This is a genomic window from Agrobacterium sp. 5Ca50 (assembly GCF_055381905.1).
Map to the genome: position 1 here is coordinate 1,197,615 of NZ_AP026438.1, position 17,126 is coordinate 1,214,740.

Annotated in this window: 14 protein-coding genes and 1 tRNA gene; 9 read left to right on the plus strand and 6 right to left on the minus strand. The window is 55.2% G+C overall.

Translation table 11 applies throughout. The features are described 5' to 3' along the window. Positions 1-138 precede the first annotated feature (138 nt). The 5 genes from yajC (at position 139) to ACZ5FM_RS05730 (ending at position 4,955) form a co-directional block, all read left to right on the plus strand. Positions 139-486: a preprotein translocase subunit YajC gene (gene yajC / locus ACZ5FM_RS05710; protein WP_192487731.1), complete on the plus strand. Its 348-nt coding sequence runs from the start codon at positions 139-141 to the stop codon at positions 484-486. A 58-nt stretch (positions 487-544) separates the two neighbouring features. After that, positions 545-3,097 carry a protein translocase subunit SecDF gene (secDF, locus tag ACZ5FM_RS05715; protein ID WP_250982660.1) on the plus strand — a complete coding sequence of 851 codons (2,553 nt, stop codon included), beginning with the start codon at positions 545-547 and terminating at the stop codon, positions 3,095-3,097. Positions 3,098-3,107: 10 nt separating this feature from the next. Further along, the gene (locus ACZ5FM_RS05720; protein ID WP_192487733.1) at positions 3,108-3,497 is read left to right on the plus strand and encodes an Mth938-like domain-containing protein; all 390 of its coding nucleotides are present in this window, start codon (positions 3,108-3,110) and stop codon (positions 3,495-3,497) included. Between the two features lie 71 nt (positions 3,498-3,568). Beyond that, positions 3,569-4,378 carry a phytoene/squalene synthase family protein gene (locus ACZ5FM_RS05725; RefSeq protein ID WP_464040424.1) on the plus strand — a complete coding sequence of 270 codons (810 nt, stop codon included), beginning with the start codon at positions 3,569-3,571 and terminating at the stop codon, positions 4,376-4,378. 82 nt (positions 4,379-4,460) lie between these two features. Then, positions 4,461-4,955 carry a hypothetical protein gene (locus tag ACZ5FM_RS05730; RefSeq protein WP_246787657.1) on the plus strand — a complete coding sequence of 165 codons (495 nt, stop codon included), beginning with the start codon at positions 4,461-4,463 and terminating at the stop codon, positions 4,953-4,955. Between the two features lie 21 nt (positions 4,956-4,976). On the opposite strand, the gene trmFO is transcribed toward ACZ5FM_RS05730, so the two are convergent. The 3 genes from trmFO to ACZ5FM_RS05745 all read right to left on the minus strand — a co-directional run bounded on the left by trmFO (position 4,977) and on the right by ACZ5FM_RS05745 (position 7,304). After that, positions 4,977-6,428 carry a methylenetetrahydrofolate--tRNA-(uracil(54)-C(5))-methyltransferase (FADH(2)-oxidizing) TrmFO gene (gene trmFO, locus ACZ5FM_RS05735; RefSeq protein ID WP_464039946.1) on the minus strand — a complete coding sequence of 484 codons (1,452 nt, stop codon included), beginning with the start codon at positions 6,426-6,428 and terminating at the stop codon, positions 4,977-4,979. Positions 6,429-6,707: 279 nt separating this feature from the next. Further along, positions 6,708-6,851, minus strand: a complete 144-nt coding sequence (locus tag ACZ5FM_RS05740) for a DUF1127 domain-containing protein (RefSeq protein ID WP_192487735.1) — start codon at positions 6,849-6,851, stop codon at positions 6,708-6,710. Between the two features lie 306 nt (positions 6,852-7,157). Then, positions 7,158-7,304, minus strand: a complete 147-nt coding sequence (locus tag ACZ5FM_RS05745; RefSeq protein WP_192487896.1) for a DUF1127 domain-containing protein — start codon at positions 7,302-7,304, stop codon at positions 7,158-7,160. Positions 7,305-8,084: 780 nt separating this feature from the next. Here ACZ5FM_RS05745 and ACZ5FM_RS05750 point away from each other — a divergent pair. The 3 genes from ACZ5FM_RS05750 (at position 8,085) to ACZ5FM_RS05760 (ending at position 10,887) form a co-directional block, all read left to right on the plus strand. Then, a tRNA-Leu gene (locus tag ACZ5FM_RS05750) sits at positions 8,085-8,169 on the plus strand. A 189-nt stretch (positions 8,170-8,358) separates the two neighbouring features. After that, complete coding sequence (gene tig, locus ACZ5FM_RS05755) at positions 8,359-9,780, plus strand: trigger factor (RefSeq protein ID WP_192487736.1); 1,422 nt, start codon at positions 8,359-8,361, stop codon at positions 9,778-9,780. Positions 9,781-10,254: 474 nt separating this feature from the next. Continuing rightward, positions 10,255-10,887, plus strand: coding sequence for a hypothetical protein (locus ACZ5FM_RS05760; protein WP_464040425.1), 633 nt, complete (start codon positions 10,255-10,257; stop codon positions 10,885-10,887). Between the two features lie 20 nt (positions 10,888-10,907). On the opposite strand, the gene sthA is transcribed toward ACZ5FM_RS05760, so the two are convergent. The 3 genes from sthA to ACZ5FM_RS05775 form a co-directional block, all read right to left on the minus strand. Further along, positions 10,908-12,314 (minus strand): Si-specific NAD(P)(+) transhydrogenase, encoded by a 1,407-nt coding sequence (gene sthA / locus ACZ5FM_RS05765; RefSeq protein WP_250982656.1) that lies wholly within the window; start codon positions 12,312-12,314, stop codon positions 10,908-10,910. Between the two features lie 292 nt (positions 12,315-12,606). After that, on the minus strand, positions 12,607-13,143 hold the full coding sequence (locus ACZ5FM_RS05770; RefSeq protein WP_250982655.1) for a DUF1003 domain-containing protein: 537 nt from the start codon (positions 13,141-13,143) through the stop codon (positions 12,607-12,609). Positions 13,144-13,209: 66 nt separating this feature from the next. Further along, complete coding sequence (locus tag ACZ5FM_RS05775) at positions 13,210-15,177, minus strand: LTA synthase family protein (protein ID WP_464039947.1); 1,968 nt, start codon at positions 15,175-15,177, stop codon at positions 13,210-13,212. 198 nt (positions 15,178-15,375) lie between these two features. Here ACZ5FM_RS05775 and ACZ5FM_RS05780 point away from each other — a divergent pair, with 198 nt between their 5' ends. Further along, positions 15,376-17,055: an NAD+ synthase gene (locus ACZ5FM_RS05780; RefSeq protein ID WP_464039948.1), complete on the plus strand. Its 1,680-nt coding sequence runs from the start codon at positions 15,376-15,378 to the stop codon at positions 17,053-17,055. The last annotated feature ends 71 nt before the right edge of the window (positions 17,056-17,126 follow it).

Here is a 17,126-nt window from a genome sequence, read left to right on the forward strand (position 1 = left end):
TGCTCGAAAGGTTATGAGGTGCTGAATCGGTACGCAGCATGACCCATGTCTGTTGCATTCGTGGCGATCACAACTATATTCCGGCGGCTTGAAGCCGGGTGGGCGGAATTGTTTGCCCGTGAATATGAGGAGTTTTATATGTTAGTTACTGAAGCCTTTGCCCAGGATGGAGCTGCTGCTGCTACGGGGTTCGGTTCCGGCCTCGAAATGCTGTTCCTGTTCGCACCGCTGATGGTCGTCTGGTATTTCTTCCTCATCCGCCCGCAGCGCGCGCAGATGAAAAAGCGTCAGGAAACACTGACTGCTATTCGTCGTGGCGACCAGGTTGTTCTCGGTGGCGGCATCACCGGCAAGGTGACCAAGGTTATCGACGATGCTGAAATTGAAGTCGAAATCGCTGAAGGCGTGAAGATCCGTGCACTGCGCACCTACATCGCTGAAGTTCGGGTCAAGGGTGAGCCGGTTAAAACCGAAACCGCTTCCTGATTTTTGACGCAGAGGGAAGGCGATACCGCCTCCCGACACCAACCTGGTCGAGACCTCTATGCTTTATTTTTCCCGTTGGAAAACCGTTTTTATCTGGCTTTCAGTCGCGATAAGCGCGTTTATTGCTTCCTCTAACCTGTTTTCCGAAGAACAGCTGCAGGGCATGCCCTCATGGTATTCGCACAACAAGGTTACACTTGGTCTCGATTTGCAGGGTGGTTCTCACATCATGCTCAAGATCGAGCGTTCCGACATTGTCAAGGAACGTCTTGAGACGATTGTGGGGGATGTTCGCACGCAGCTGCGTGACAAGAACGTTCGTTATTCCGGCCTTTCCGGCACTGGCCAGATTGTTCAGGTACGCATCACCGATCCGGCGCAGATTGACGCCGCAAAGGAAGCCTTGCGTGACCTGACCTTGCCTGTGTCTGCCGGCACGCTGGTCGGTGGCTCCGTCACCGAAGTCAGCATGAGCGATGATGGCAACGGCCTTCTGCGCCTGAACCTGACGGATGACGGCATCAACTACCGTCTGTCGTCGGCTGTGTCGCAGTCGATCGAAGTGGTCCGTCGCCGCGTTGACGAACTGGGCACCACAGAGCCTCTGATCCAGCGTCAGGGCGATGACCGCATTATCGTTCAGGTTCCTGGTCTCCAGGATCCGCAGCGTCTGAAGTCGCTGCTCAACCAGACCGCCAAGCTCTCCTTCCACATGGTTGATACAACCATGCCAATTCAGGAGGCGATGAACGGCCGTCCGCCTGCAACATCGCAGGTCATGTATTCGAATGATGATCCGCCAGTTCCGTACCTCATTGAACGTCGTGCGCTTGTTTCGGGTGAAAACCTTGTCGATGCGCAGGCCAGCTTTAACCAGCAGAACAATGAGCCTGTCGTAACCTTCCGTTTTGACAGCCGTGGCGCACAGCGTTTCGCGCAGGCAACCCAGCAGAATGTTGGCCGTCCGTTTGCCATCGTGCTTGACGATCAGGTCATTTCCGCACCTGTGATCCGCGAACCGATCATCGGTGGCTCCGGCCAGATTTCGGGTAACTTCTCGGTACAGGGTGCCAACGATCTTGCCGTGCTGCTGCGCGCCGGTGCCTTGCCTGCAACGCTGACTGTTGTGGAAGAGCGCACCGTTGGTCCAAGCCTCGGTGCAGACTCCATCAATGCCGGTCTTTACGCCAGTGCCATCGGTGCCGTCGGCGTTCTGATCTTCATGGTGGTGTTCTACGGCTTCTTTGGTCTGCTCGCCAACATTGCTCTGATCGTCAACGTCGTCATGCTGCTGGCCCTTCTCAGTATTATCGGATCGACGCTCACCCTACCGGGTATAGCGGGTATCGTGTTGACTATCGGTATGGCGGTGGACTCCAACGTTCTGATCTATGAGCGAATAAGAGAAGAAGTCAGAAGCGGAAAACCGCTTATCCAGTCTCTCGACCAAGGCTTTACGCGCGCTTTCGCGACCATTATCGACGCCAACCTGACGACCCTGATTGTTGCTGGCGTTCTGTTCTACATGGGTACCGGCCCGGTCCGCGGCTTTGCCGTCACGCTCGGTATCGGTATCATCACCACCGTCTTCACCGCCTACACGCTGACCGCATGGATGTTTGGCGTGTGGGTCCGTCGTTCGCGTCCAAAACACCTGCCAAAGGGTGTGCGTACGGGCATCTTCGACGGACGTGACTATCCGTTCATGGCCATTCGTCGCTACATTTTCATGTTTACGACCGTTTTGCTCATCGTCTGCGTTGGCGGCTTCGTGACCAAGGGTCTGAACCTCGGCATCGACTTCCAGGGCGGCTCGATCATCGAAATCAAGGCCAAGCAGGGTGAGGCGGATCTCGCTGATATCCGTGACCGCCTGAACGAGCTTAACCTCGGTGAAATCCAGGCGCAGGGCTTTGGCTCGCCACAGGACGCTCTCATTCGTATCCAGGCGCAGGAAGGCGGCGAAAATGCCGAACAGTCTGCCATCACCCTGGTTCGTGGTGCGCTTGAGGACAATTACGACTTCCGTCGTGTTGAAGTGGTGGGACCTGCCGTCTCCGGCGACCTGACCTTCACCTCAACGATCGGTATCCTGATCGCCATGTTCGCAACCATGATCTATATCTGGGTGCGGTTCGAATGGCAGTTCGCGCTGGGCGCCATCATATCGATGGCCCACGACGTGATATTGACCATCGGCATGTTCGTGTACTTCGGGCTGGAATTCAACCTCACCAGTATCGCGGCGGTGTTGACCATCATGGGTTACTCACTGAACGATACGGTGGTTATTTATGACCGAATTCGCGAAAACCTCCGGCGTTATAAAAAGATGCCGCTACCGGTGCTGATCGATGCGTCGCTGAACCAGACATTGTCCAGAACGATCCTGACCGGTCTGACTGTTCTTCTGGCACTGGCTTCGCTCTACCTGTTCGGTGGTGAGGTTATCCGCTCCTTCACCTTTGCCATGTTGTTCGGTGTTCTTATCGGTGTGTTCTCATCGGTTTACATTGCTGCACCGATCCTCATCCTCTTCAACCTTCGCCCAGATTCGAAGGCCGACGAGGAGAGCGATGGCAAGGCAACCGCCGTCACTGGCAAGGCCTAGGGGCTGAACCATGGCAGGTGGCATTGAAATACGCCCGGCCCATTTTCCCGGCCGGGCCCCCATAGATGCTTATGGCAATGGCGGTTTCCGCTTTGCCGAGATGTCACACCGCGGTTCGCTGCTGTGCCTGCCATCCGGCATCCACGGGTGGAATGCCACCGACCCGAAAAACCTGACGGTGGACCTGTTCGAAAAAGTTTTCGAGCAGGCCGCCGAAATCGAGTTCCTGCTTTTGGGAACCGGTGAGGGGATGCTGCTTCTGCCGAAAGAGCTGAGAGCAGCATTTCGTGAAGCCGGCATTTCCGTTGACAGCATGAGCACCGGCGCTGCCGTCAGAACCTATAATATCATGTTGTCCGAAGACCGGGCTGTCGCTGCCGCATTCATCGCGGTGGACTGACAACGAGACTGTCCGGCAATGGGGAGCATTCTGGCGTGAGCACTCAGGATACAGGCGCAATCTGCCTTAACATGTTGCGGGATCTCGACCGTGACAGATATCTGGCATGTCTGTTGTCGCCCGAAGACAAGCGCCCGGCACTGGCCGCCCTTTATGCCTTCAATGCCGAAATTGCCCGTATCCGTGATGCTGTAAGAGAGCCGCTGCCGGGCGAGGTGCGCATGCAGTGGTGGCGCGATCTCCTGGAAGGCAACGCGCATGGCGACAGCCAGGCAAACCCGGTTGCCGCCGGCCTTATGGACTGCGTGGAGAAATACCGCCTGCCGCGTCCAACGCTGATCAACCTGCTCGAAGCGCGTATCTTTGATCTCTACGACGACCCGTTTGAAGACCGCAATGCGCTTGAGGGATATGCCGGTGAAACGGCGTCCGCGATCATTCAGCTGGCAAGCCTCATTCTCGATCCGCAGGCCGCGGTCGGCATTGCCGATGCTGCAGGCCATGCAGGTGTGGCGCAGGCCATGGCTGGCATGATGCTGCTGGCACCACTGCATCGCCGTCGCGGGCAGGTCTATATCCCCGTTGATATTCTCTCAGCCACCGGTCTTAACCGCGAGGCATTCCTTGCTGGTGAAGACAAGGACCGCATTACTGCGGCCATTGATATCTTCTGTGCAATTGCACTTGATCATCTCGGCCATGCCCGCAAGACCAAAGTCGATGCGGCCTGTTTCCCCGCCTACCTGCCAGTGGCCATGACCGAGACTGTATTGAAGAAGGCAAAGAAGGCTGGCGCCTCTCTCTTTGAGGATGACATTCAGCCGTCTCTGGTGCGTCGCCAATGGCTGATGACCAAATCTGTTTTCCTGAAGCGTTTTTGACAGACGGTAAAATTCGCACAAGCCTCGCAGTGTAGGAACATCTCGCTGCAGTCGGGCGTTTGTCCTGAAAAGGAGAAATAGAATGAATTTGATCGTCGGGGCCATACTTGGCGCTGTGCTTGTCGTTCTGGGGTACTACATCACCCGGATGCGTCGTGCCACGGATGATGACAACAGTCATGATACGGGCCAAGCGATCATTGATTTCTCGCGGGCATTCCCCACCGAAGCAATCAGAAGTCTGCACATGACGAAAAACGGCAAAGCTGTTTTCGTCCGGCTTCATGACAACAAGGCCGGCTTCATGCGCAACATGGGTTCGCACTATGCCTGCATGCTGATTGCACCGGGTTCATTGCGCATTGAACATTTGCCGACAGGCGATGGTTTTGCCATCCAGTTTGCCGATGCTCCCAAGCATAGCGGCGAGTTCCGCTTCCCGTCGGCCAGTGAAGCGGCTGATGTTTCCTTGTGGCTGCTCGGCAGCTTTGTCGAAGAGGAAAAGAAACATCCGATTGAAGAGGATGCCGCACCGGCCATCAGGCACGACACGGCAGAACCTTCTCCATCCGTATAATTTAGCTGTTTTGAGACGCGGTTACTCTGCCGCGTCCACTTCCGGCGCTGGTGCAAACACCGGCGGTTCGACGCCCAGCCACTCGGCGCAGTCGTGCAGTGCTCTTGCGGCCATCAACTGACGCTTCATGATCGTCTTGTCCTTGCCTCTAAAGCGCTTGACGCCTTCAGGCTTGACGATCGAACCCGGTTCCAGTTCAGGGAACAGGCCGAAATTGACATTCATTGGCTGGAACGAACGTTTGCCCGGCTCATCGTCGGATGCCAGATGGCCGCCGGTGATGTGGTTGAGCAGAGAGCCAAGTGCCGTGGTTGCCGGTGGCAGGCTCGGGGTCTCGCCCTTGCGTTCCGCAGCAGTAAAGCGGCCAACCAGAAGACCGATCGAGGCGCTTTCCACATACCCTTCACAGCCGGTGATCTGACCGGCAAAACGCAGACCCGGACGGGATTTTAGCGTCAGAGACGGGTCAAGCAGGCGCGGGGAATCGATATAGGTGTTGCGGTGCAGACCGCCCAGACGAGCAAACTCGGCATTCTCAAGGCCGGGGATCATGCGGAACACTTCCGCCTGCGCGCCATATTTCAGCTTGGTCTGGAAACCGACCATATTGTAGAGCGTGCCGAGCGCATTGTCCTGACGCAACTGCACAACGGCATAGGCCTTGACTGTCGGGTTATGGGCGTTGGTCAGGCCCATCGGTTTCATCGGGCCGTGACGCAGGGTCTCGCGGCCGCGTTCAGCCATGATTTCAATTGGCAGGCAGCCATCGAAATAAGGCGTGCCTTCCCATTCCTTGAAACCAACCGTATCGCCCGCGATCAGCGCATCGATAAAGGCATGGTACTGCTCTTCATTCATCGGGCAGTTGATATAGTCCTTGCCCGTGCCGCCAGGTCCAACCTTGTCGTAACGCGACTGGTACCAGCAGATATCCATGTTGATGCTGTCGCGGTGCACGATCGGTGCAATGGCGTCAAAAAAGGCAAGGGCGTCTTCGCCGGTTTCAGCCTGAATGGCAGCGGCCAGATCGGGCGATGTCAGCGGACCGGTGGCAATGATCGCCAGATCCCATTCCTTCGGCGGCAGGCCACTAATTTCCTCGCGCACGATGGTGATCAGCGGATGCGCTTCAAGCTCTTTGGTGACCGCTTCGGCAAAGCCATCGCGGTCAACCGCCAATGCGCCACCGGCCGGAACCTGATTCTTGTCGGCACAGGACATGATGAGCGAGCCGGCCAGGCGCATTTCCGCATGGATGACACCAACCGCATTTGCTGTCGCATCATCGGAACGGAAGGAGTTGGAGCAAACCAGTTCTGCGAGGCTGTCACCCTTGTGAGCATCCGTGCCGCGCACGCCGCGCATCTCATGCAGGATAACAGGAACTCCGCTCTGGGCGATCTGCCAAGCAGCTTCCGAACCGGCAAGTCCGCCACCGATGACGTGAATGGGAGAATATTTGTTATCTTGCATCACATACTCACAAAACACCGCTCAAACATTGTCGCGGGTAAAGCCTTCATTGGGGGATTATTTGAAAAAGCTCCCAAGAGTTTTTGAGTATCGCATCTCTCTTTTGACAGTGCGCTTATCCAGCAACCTTGTTTGATGAGCATTTGCCCATTGCACTATCATGGGGAGGGCAGGCTTCCAATAGGAAGCACAAAAAGAAAACGGCGCCAGATGGCGCCGTATCCTTTAGGTTTTCCGTCAAGGGTCCGCTGGGGAGGTCATCCAGCGAGCGCGCTTTGATTAACGGAAAGAGCGTGCAGCAACGTTGCGAATGTCGTGGCGGGTAAGGCCAATGTCATTCAGTGCCTGGTTGGAAAGACCACCAAGTTCGTTAAGTGTACGACGGTAGCTGATCCAGTTTTTTGCAATGCGAATCGGGTTCATGGGTGTTTCCTCAAACTTTTGATCTTGTGACCGGGGCAGAGGTTTCTGCTCTCTCGGTGTTGAGGGTCTTATATATACAACTTGCTATGTTGTGGAGTGCATTAAATAGGCGACTGCCATGCAAATGTGCAGTGAGTTGGCTAAGAAAGCGGCCGTGCCTGTTATTTAGGCTGCGATGTCTGCCTATTGGGCATGATGCAGACAAAAGAAAAAGGCCGCAAGCTTTTTCAAGCTTCGGCCTTTTTAAGTGCTATTCGACAGAACCTCTTGGGATGGTTTGCCGACTAGCGAAGACAGTGGCTAGTATTAGTAGCCAACTGCTGTGCGTGCTACGCGGCGGATGTCGCCACGGCCAATGCCCAGGTCGTTCAGTTCGCGGTCGGTCATGCGAGCGAGTTCTGTAACGGTCTGTCTGTACTTGCGCCAGTTGTTAAGCGAACGAGTGATGTTCATGATCGTGATCCTCTTGATCTCTGTTGTGGTGCTCTGCAGTGTTTTTTGCTGCACCCGTTTTCTGAAGCTGAATATAGCGATTTCAGCGAAAACAAACAGAAACAAGAATAGATGACACCTATGCACCAAATGCACAGCTAGGGCGTATTGCGACCCGTTTTGGTGAAATAAGAAGCTTATTTTTGATGCAGAAGCGATTTGAAGCGGCATTTTGGGGTGATTTTCACCAGCGGTGCGCCGTGAATGCTTAGCAAAACGTAAATTTAAATCGATCTGGAAGCGCCGATACAGCTGTTTAAGTGCCAGATGGCGGAGGTGTGGCAAATAGATGGCAGACATGTGTCGAGTGCATGCCTTTTGGGATGAGGCAGATATCCTCAATGCATCGTTGTGTATATTGCGCCCTGATGGCTTGAGTTGGGTAGTTTGCGAGGGTTTGGCGCATTGAAGTGCGGGTAGGGGCGGCTGCGGGTGGTCGGACGGTTCTGTCTGTTTCGGCGTATATATAATGAGTCGCAACACGTCTTGTCATGCGAGGGCCAACAGGATGCTCCATGTGTCGCAATCGGCAGGAAATGTCTGTTAGCTGGCTTAAAAGATGTGTGACCCTGCTGCGATCATTCTCTATTTATGCCGGGAATGGTGGGATATTGCAGATAGCTGCTGGATGACGACGAATAACTGTCATTTTTCCTTTGAACTCCTGAAAACGGATGATATAGAGACGCGCGCTCCGGAAGGCCTCATGTGCCAGATGTTGTTTATGCAGGATTCAAGAGCGCGGGTATGGCGGAATTGGTAGACGCACCAGATTTAGGTTCTGGCGACGAGAGTTGTGGGGGTTCGAGTCCCTCTACCCGCACCATCTGAATCGCTTAAGAAGAATGTGTGAAGCTTTTTGCTTCGCCGCTTCTTTGGCTCAAGCGCAGTTTTTGCTCGGCAAAAAGTTTGTGCATGAAGTATATATAGCCACGTCCGGTTTTAGTTTCCGGCGTCGTGCTCAAAGTAACCAACGGCTGTCTGAGCACTGCCGCCATGATGTGAAGGTACGAAAATGCAGGTTATCGAAACGCTCGCTGAAGGGCTGAAGCGCGAAATCAAAGTAGTTATTCCGGCTGACGACATGAAGTCTCGCCTCAATGAGCGTCTTGCTGACGCCAAGGACAAAGTCCGTCTGAACGGCTTCCGTCCGGGCAAGGTTCCTGCTGCACACCTGAAGAAGGTATACGGCAAGTCGATCATGGCTGAGCTGGTCAACGACCTGATCCGTCAGAAGCCTTCTGAAATCCTGACCGGCCGTGGTGAAAAGTCTGCAACGCAGCCTTCCATCGCGATGACCGAAGACGAAGCAGAAGCCGACAAGATCCTGAACGGCGAAGCTGATCTCGAATTCACACTGACCTACGAAGTCATTCCTGCCATTGAGCTGAAGTCCAACGACGGCATCAAGGTTACCCGCGAAGTTGTTGAAGTCTCTGAAGACGAAGTCAACGAGCAGATCCTCAAGGTTGCTGAGAGTGCCCGCTCTTACGAAACCAAGAAGGGCAAGGCTGCTGACGGCGACCGCGTGACCATGAACTACCTCGGCAAGGTCGACGGCGTTGCTTTTGACGGCGGCGCGGCTGAAGATGCTGAACTGGTTCTCGGTTCTGGCCGTTTCATTCCTGGCTTCGAAGACCAGCTCGTTGGCGTCAAGGCTGGCGACGAAAAGACCATCACCGTTACGTTCCCTGCTGATTACCCAGCTGCAAACCTTGCTGGCAAGGAAGCTGCCTTTGACATCACCGTCAAGGAAGTTGCTGCCGCTGCTGCTGTTGAAATCAACGACGAACTGGCTTCCAAGCTCGGTCTCGAATCGGCTGAAAAGCTGAAAGAAATCGTTCGCGGCCAGATCGAAAGCCAGTACAGCAACGTAACCCGCCAGAAGGTAAAGCGTCAGATCCTTGACCAGCTGGACGAAATGTACAAGTTCGACACACCAGCTGGCCTGGTTGATGCCGAGTTCGACAACATCTGGCGCCAGATCAACACCGATCTCGCACAGTCCGGCAAGACCTTTGCTGACGAAGACACCACGGAAGAAGAAGCACGCGAAGAATACCGCAAGCTTGCTGAGCGCCGCGTTCGTCTCGGCCTCGTTCTCTCCGAAATCGGCGAGAAGGCAAATGTTGAAGTGAGCGAAGAAGAAATGCAGCGCGCGCTGTTCCAGCAGCTGCAGCAGTTCCCTGGCCAGCAGAAGGAAATCCTTGATTTCTTCCGCAACACTCCAGGCGCTTCCGCTTCGCTGCGCGCTCCAATCTTCGAAGAGAAGGTTATCGACAAGCTGCTCGGCGAAATCTCGGTAACGGACAAGACCGTTTCCAAGGAAGAGCTGCTGGCTGACGATGCTGAAGAAGCATCAGAGACCAAGAAGAAGGCTCCGGCAAAGAAGAAGGCTGCTCCTAAGAAGAAGGCAGCTGAAGGCGACGCCGAGTAATCCTTTTCATCCATCGGATGACGAATTTAAAAAGGCCGTAGCACCCGCTGCGGCCTTTTTCTTTTGCCACAACAGGAAAATTGCCACTTTCCCCTGTAGTTTCGACTATTCGCAATTGCAAAAATATCACGCTGCATAGCAAACAAAAATGTGAACGCCTTTCACTCTTGTTCATCTCCCGTTCATCTGGCACCCTTGGGTCATCGTTATCGAGTCACGTCTGAGAGATGTGGGTGAGGGATGACGTACTGCCAATAGTCGGCGGTTGGCGAAGGTCTGCTCGTCGCAGCATGGCTTTTGCGTGTGGTGCCGGATGCGTTCCGCACTCAGTAGCGTCGATGTGAACCAGATATGGTTCGTTGTGGGTCGATGCCAATATTCAACGGGTTTTGCGTCATGGCACTGCGTGAAGACGCATGTCTGGCGCCCTGAGGTGATGAGGGCAGACTGATGTTTGCAAAAAGCAGCCAGCGTATGTGTCTGGCAATTGTCATGCTGGTTCTTTCTCCGTCCCTGTCATTGGCAGATGAGCGTGGATTGATCTGGAACCCGGTGAAAAACTCCGACCGGTCCTACACGACACGCATTGGTGCCAGGTTGCCGACCGACACGCCGATTCGTGGCGGGCTGGAAATGGGCGTGAACGCGTCCAAGGGTGGCGCGATCGTTGATTCCCCGGTGCGCCTGTGGGGCAATCTCACGCTGTTGTCAGAGAATCTGCCTGGTGTGTCGATGGCGCGTGATATCGGCGTTTTGATGAATGCGCTGACCGGTTCGGGCAGCGTTACCGTGACATCCTCGCAAAAGCGCATCGTCACGCCGGAGTTGGACGTGGAAACCAACAGGAACTTTACTGTGCGCTATGATGGTTCTGCCCGCCAATGGGGTGGAGTGAATGTGTCGCAATCGCTGCGATTGACGCGTTCGGAAACCGGGACCAGCTTCGTGCTGACCGGCAATAGCAAGGATACGTTTTCTGAATTCAGTTCGGATGTGGCGCTTGAGCAGCGTCTGGGTGACAATATCACCGTAACCGGAACGCTGAGGCAGGGTTATGAAGATCACTTTCGCCCGGCCATCAGTGCCCGTTACAAAATCAGTTGGTAGTGACGTAAGGCGAGAGCGCCTCACGTTTCTTTTTTCAGTTCGCCCATACGGTTCCATGCGTCGAGGCCGGCAATCTTGTAGGCTTCGGCAAGGGTAGGGTAGTTGAAGGTATTTTCGACGAAATATTCGACGGTGCCTTTGAGGTTGAGAACCGCCTGGCCGATATGCACCAGCTCGGTCGCACCTTCACCGACAATATGAACGCCAAGCAGGCGGCGTGTCTTCAGCGAGAAGATCATTTTCAACAGGCCGGTATCGAGACCCATGATATGGCCGCGCGATGTTTCGCGGAAATGCGCAATGCCGCATTCATAGGGAATGCCACGTTCTGTGACTTCCTCTTCGGTCAGGCCGCAGGTAGAAATTTCTGGAACGGCGTAGATGCCGTAAGGGAAAAACTGCGGTGGTTCGCTGGTCGGTGCACCAACCGCGTGGCGCGCGGCAATACGGCCCTGTTCCATTGAGGTTGATGCGAGGCTTGGGAAACCGATCACGTCACCGGCCGCATAGATGTTAGGAACCGAGGTCTGGAATGTCTCAGGGTCCACCTTCAGGCGGCCGCGACTGTCAGCCTCAAGGCCGCAGGCGGCAAGGTTCAACGTGTCAGTTGCGCCAACACGACCCGCAGCAAACAGCACGGTTTCCGCCTGCAGAACACGGCCGCTGCCCAGTGTGACCTTGCACTTGCCGTTTTCTTCGCGTTCGATCTTTTCCGCCTTCTGGCCGAAGATCAGCTTCATGTTGCGGTCGCGCAACTGGTAGGCGAAGTCTTCGACAATTTCCTTGTCGATGAATTCAAGCATGGTGTCACGCGGTTCAACCACGGTCACCTGGGTGTCGAGCGCACTGAAGATCGTGGCATATTCAATGCCGATAACACCGGCACCAATCACGATCATCGAGCGGGGCAGTTCCTTGATTTCAAGGATTTCGTCGCTGTCGAGAATGGCGTCATGGTCAAAGGGCACATGCGGCGGACGGTAGGGCCGAGTGCCGATGGCCAGCAGAATCGAGGTGCCAGTGACTTTCTGCACTTCGCCATCACTCTTCACGACCTCGAGCGTGTTGGCATCAATGAAGGTTGCCATGCCGCGCAGGTGCTGCACACGGTTTCTGGCAAACTGATGCTCCAGGACTTCGACTTCATGGTCGAGTGTGATGAGAAGACGGCGGCGAAGATCTTCGGCGTTGATTTCCTGTTTGACACGGTATGAGCGGCCATAAAAACCGCGCTCACGCCAGCCTGTCAGGTTCAAGGCTGTCTCACGAAGCGTCTTGGAAGGAATGGTGCCAGTGTGCACCGAAACGCCGCCAACGCGTGAACCTTTTTCGATAACCAGAACTTTCTTTTCCAGTTTTGCTGCCTGAATGGCGGCGCGACGTCCTGCCGGGCCACTACCGACAACGATGAGATCGTATTGATTCATGCAAAGCCTCGAAACGATGAACTTCTAAAGATAACGGTATTCCCGTTTAATGAATGGCTTCCGGTGGAGATGTCATGATGCCATCCGCGTCAGGCGATAAACCGAATCCGCCTGCCATTGCTGCGCCAACAGTGCACTGCAACAATTGCCTGCGTCAATCTGTAGCGTAGGAGTCTGACGGATTCGTAACTGAATGGCTGCTTTGTGAAAATAAATATCGTGGCGTTACAAACCGCTAGGGAGGTGGACGGCATCATTCGGAGACACTTGCGAACTGCCCGCTTATGGCCACTTACGGTTTCTGCAGGTTTGACAGCTGTTCACGAATGCCCGCCATGTCTTCACGCAACGCTGCCAGTTCCGCCAGCACCTTCATGTCGATTTTCTGGTGCAGGGCAAACACTTCCAGCTCGGCCTTCAGGTTGACCTCATAATCCTTGGCCGCCTCAAACCGGTCACGGGTCGTCTGGCGGTTTTGCGACATCATGATGATCGGTGCCTGAATGGCCGCCAGCATCGACAGGATGAGATTGAGGAACACGAAGGGGTAGGGGTCAAAGGCATCCGAGGTCAATACGATGACGTTGATCACAGCCCAGGCAATCAGGAAGGCGAGAAAGGTGAGGATGAAGCCCCATGATCCGCCCACTCGAGCGATCGAGTCGGCCAGACGTTCCCCGAAGGATGTTTCGGCTGAGAAGGCCGCATTGGTGTCCGTACTGACAAATTCCCGGTTTTTCGCGATTTCGAGAACACGCTTCTCGACATCTCCAATGTCTTTTTTGGAGCTTTTGAAACGCGAAACAATGGCTTCATGAATATGGGACACAGTATCTCTCCGTCATGGGAACCTGCTGGAGGCTGACGAAGAGATAAGCGTTTGCCGGGTGTTCGTTCAACTGCTTTCGGCGGTTGTCCGTGTTTCGCCCCAGCTATCTGCATTGTTCAGCCAGTCAAAGCCGGGGAAGAAACGCGATTTGCCGTATTTCTCGCCAAACATCATGTCGTATTGCAACAGACGGTAGTCCCTGATGATGTCGGGTATCGACTGGGAGGAGATCGACCAGTCGGCAATACCGTTATCCTTGGCATCCACCAGCATGTGACGGTCCACAACCGGGTATTGCTTCTGCACACGGCCAAGCATGCCGGTGTAGAAAGGATCATCCATGCCGGCAGTTTTCAGCACGTGGTACGGCAACATGGCAGGGCTGATAGAGCCGATGTTTTTGCGTGTACCTGACTTGGACGACCACACTACCAGAGGTGTTTCATGTTCGCGCTTCATCACCTCAAGAGGTGCACGGCGTGTCGCCACCATGCCCGGCATATAACCGCTTTCGACATAGACCTGACCCATCGGTGGCAGGTGATCGCCAAAGGTCACGATGATGGTTTCGCGGTTGCGTTTCTTGGCCCAGTCAATCAGGCGCGCAATGCTTTTGTCGGACTCATTCACGCCTTGCGCATACGTCGCCAGCGCGTCTTCGGCACCGGGCGAAAGATTGCCCTTGCCATCAACGCGAATGGAATTGTTGGCGTAACGGTTAGCCTCATAGGGGCCATGGCCCTGCAGCGTCACCGCAAACAGGAACAGCGGGTTCTGCGCGTTATCGGCCGTGCTCATGATCTGCTCGAACAGCGCCTCGTCAGAGGCGAAGATGCCGCGCTTTTCCATGGTCGGCATGTTTTCTTCCGAGCGGAACTCTTCAAAGCCAAACGACTTATAGACCTCCTTGCGGTTCCAGAACCATTCCTGGAACGGGTGCATGGCAATGGCCGAATAACCCTCAGCGCGGAAGAAGGTCGCCAGCGAAGGAACAGGCCCACGTATATATTGCTGGTATGGAATACTGCCATAGGGCAGGAAGGCGTTGGAGAAGCCGGTCAGCGCTTCAAATTCCACATTGGCCGTCATGCCGCCAAATTCCGGCGAAAACACATTGCCGGACTGGGTGGCGCGAATGGTCGGCATCGGGTCTGGCGTCAGCGAGACGTTGGAGAGCTTGCGCGGATCCCACAGCGACTCGTTCATGATGACGATAACGTCAGGTCTTTTGCTGTTATTGATGGCAAAGGCCGAACCGTCGGCATAGATATCGGCAATATTGTCAGCATTATAGGTGTCTGGTGCCGAGACATTGGCCATCGGAATGTTGAAGGTAAAGGCCATGACAAAACCGTTATGGCGATAGTTTTCCTTCTGGTCCCACATCATCGGAATAATGTTCAGGCGATCGCGGATCCAGGAATATTGCGAATATTCCATCAGGGAACCGAGACCGGCCAGAACCGGAACGGCAAGCGCCAGGCGCCACAGACGGCCGGTGAGTGGCAGCGCAGGCGACGCCTTGTAGATGAAGCGGGCTGCAAAAACGATGGCAACAATGGCAATGGCCAGACCGGCAAACACACCGACCGCTGCCAGCGGCCGTGCCTGCAACATGGCGGGCAGCAACTGGAAAATCTGCCGGCCAAACAGCATGTCGGAGGGGTAGAGCGGGTCAGAGAGGTAGAACTGCTTCTGGCTGGAAATGAGGGCCGGGATGAGCAGTGCCGGTACCGCAATGATAAACGACTGGTAGTGGCGGCCAAACAGCGCGTCGAGGGCAATCATCGCCAAAAAGACCGCAGCAACCGTGGTCATGCCGGGCCGTGCGGTCGAGGTCAAAAATGTGCCGACATCGGTCAGCGTGCCGCGGGCAATCCATTCCAGGAGAACGACCAGAAGCAGCGCGCCAAGCAGCGTATTCACCACGAAAACCGCTTCGCCCAGCAGCATCGTTATGCGCTTGATACTTCTTGTTGAAAGGGCAAAAGCAGCCCTCTCGGTTTCCTCGATCTCGGGAACCGATTTACTCAATGTCGTCACTCCGGCGGTATGGTCACAGAATCATGAAAAGATCTGTCGTCAATTTGTCATGTAACTGTCACATAAGTTTCATGAACGCGACATGAACTGTTGAAAATGCACAGTGTTTCGGGATGAAATTTACGTGACCGCGCCTGTGCTTCTCATCACTGATTGCGGAGTAAGACGCCACACGTTAAATGGTTATGTATGAGCGACTTACACACCACACCGAATACTCTTCGAATTGCTATCGGGCAGTTCAATCCAACGGTTGGCGACGTGGCGGGCAACCTCGCCAAGGCGCGTGAGGCAAGGGCAGATGCGGCCAACCAGGGTGCCGACCTTCTGCTTCTGACCGAGCTGTTTATTTCAGGTTATCCGCCGGAAGATCTGGTCTTGAAGCCGGCGTTTCTCAACGCCTGCCTGAAGGCGGTTGAAGATCTGGCGGCAGACACCGCCGATGGCGGTCCCGGCGTCATTGTCGGTTTCCCCAGACAGGGTGAACTTGGCCGCCACAACTCGGTCGCCGTGCTGGACGGCGGCAAGATATTGATGCTGCGCGACAAGATCGACCTACCGAACTACGGCGAGTTTGACGAAAAGCGTGTATTCGTGGCCGGCGAAATGCCCGGTCCCGTCAATTTCCGTGGTGTCAGGCTCGGTATCCCGATTTGCGAAGAAATCTGGAACGACATGGGCGTGTGCGAAACGCTGGCCGAAACCGGTGCTGAATTGCTGCTGGTGCCCAACGGTTCGCCCTACTATCGCGGAAAGGTGGAAGTGCGCCATCAGGTGGCGCTGCGCCAAGTTATAGAAACCAACCTGCCGCTGATTTTTGCAAACCAGCTTGGCGGGCAGGACGAATTGGTATTCGACGGCGCAAGTTTTGCACTGAATGCCGACAAGAGTCTGGCATTTCAGATGAGCCAGTTTGAGGCGACACTTGCCGTCACCGACTGGAAGCGCACCGAAAACGGCTGGCACTGCCACAGCGGCCCGATGTCGAAAATCCCCGAGGGCGAGGAAGCGGATTACCGCGCCTGCCTGTTGGGCTTCCGCGACTACGTCAACAAGAACGGCTTCAAGAGCGTCGTGCTTGGCCTGTCCGGTGGTATCGATTCCGCCATTTGCGCAGCGATTGCGGTCGATGCGCTGGGTGAAGAGCGTGTTCGCTGCATCATGCTGCCATACCGCTATACGTCGGATGAATCGCTGAAAGACGCTGCCGATTGCGCCAAGGCGCTGGGCTGCCGTTACGACATTGTGCCGATTGTCGAACCGGTGGAAGGTTTCCTGTCGTCGCTTGCCGAACTGTTTGAGGGCACCGAAGAGGGCATTACCGAAGAAAACCTGCAAAGCCGCACGCGTGGCACCATCCTGATGGCGGTGTCCAACAAGTTTGGCTCCATGGTGGTGACGACCGGCAACAAGTCCGAGATGTCGGTGGGCTACGCCACGCTTTATGGCGACATGAATGGCGGCTTCAACCCGATCAAGGACCTCTACAAGATGCAGGTCTACGCCATTTCGAAATGGCGTAACGAACATGTGCCGCCAACCGCGCTTGGTCCGTCCGGTGAGGTGATACCGGCGAACATCCTTTCCAAGGCGCCATCGGCCGAACTGCGTCCAAACCAGACTGACCAGGATTCACTGCCACCATATCCGGTGCTGGATGATATCCTAGAATGCCTGGTGGAGCAGGAAATGTCGGTGGATGACATTGTGGCGCGCGGCCATGACGTCACGACCGTACACCGCATCGAGCATCTGCTTTATCTTGCGGAATACAAGCGCCGCCAGTCTGCGCCGGGTGTGAAGATTACCAAGAAGAACTTCGGGCGTGATCGCCGTTACCCGATCACCAACCGGTTCAGAGATCGGTAGAGATAAGAGCGGCGCGGATCAAACCGCGCCGTTTTTGTATGCTGTGTTGCCGTGTATGGCTGCAACACGAC

Excerpts from the sequence above, each read along its gene's own strand:
- yajC (WP_192487731.1), top strand. The coding sequence starts at position 139 with ATGTTAGTTACTGAAGCCTTTGCCCAGGATGGAGCTGCTGCTGCTACG.
- secDF (WP_250982660.1), top strand. The coding sequence starts at position 545 with ATGCTTTATTTTTCCCGTTGGAAAACCGTTTTTATCTGGCTTTCAGTC.
- ACZ5FM_RS05720 (WP_192487733.1), top strand. The coding sequence starts at position 3,108 with ATGGCAGGTGGCATTGAAATACGCCCGGCCCATTTTCCCGGCCGGGCC.
- ACZ5FM_RS05725 (WP_464040424.1), top strand. The coding sequence starts at position 3,569 with ATGTTGCGGGATCTCGACCGTGACAGATATCTGGCATGTCTGTTGTCG.
- ACZ5FM_RS05730 (WP_246787657.1), top strand. The coding sequence starts at position 4,461 with ATGAATTTGATCGTCGGGGCCATACTTGGCGCTGTGCTTGTCGTTCTG.
- trmFO (WP_464039946.1), bottom strand. The coding sequence starts at position 6,428 with ATGCAAGATAACAAATATTCTCCCATTCACGTCATCGGTGGCGGACTT.
- ACZ5FM_RS05740 (WP_192487735.1), bottom strand. The coding sequence starts at position 6,851 with ATGAACCCGATTCGCATTGCAAAAAACTGGATCAGCTACCGTCGTACA.
- ACZ5FM_RS05745 (WP_192487896.1), bottom strand. The coding sequence starts at position 7,304 with ATGAACATCACTCGTTCGCTTAACAACTGGCGCAAGTACAGACAGACC.
- tig (WP_192487736.1), top strand. The coding sequence starts at position 8,359 with ATGCAGGTTATCGAAACGCTCGCTGAAGGGCTGAAGCGCGAAATCAAA.
- ACZ5FM_RS05760 (WP_464040425.1), top strand. The coding sequence starts at position 10,255 with ATGTGTCTGGCAATTGTCATGCTGGTTCTTTCTCCGTCCCTGTCATTG.
- sthA (WP_250982656.1), bottom strand. The coding sequence starts at position 12,314 with ATGAATCAATACGATCTCATCGTTGTCGGTAGTGGCCCGGCAGGACGT.
- ACZ5FM_RS05780 (WP_464039948.1), top strand. The coding sequence starts at position 15,376 with ATGAGCGACTTACACACCACACCGAATACTCTTCGAATTGCTATCGGG.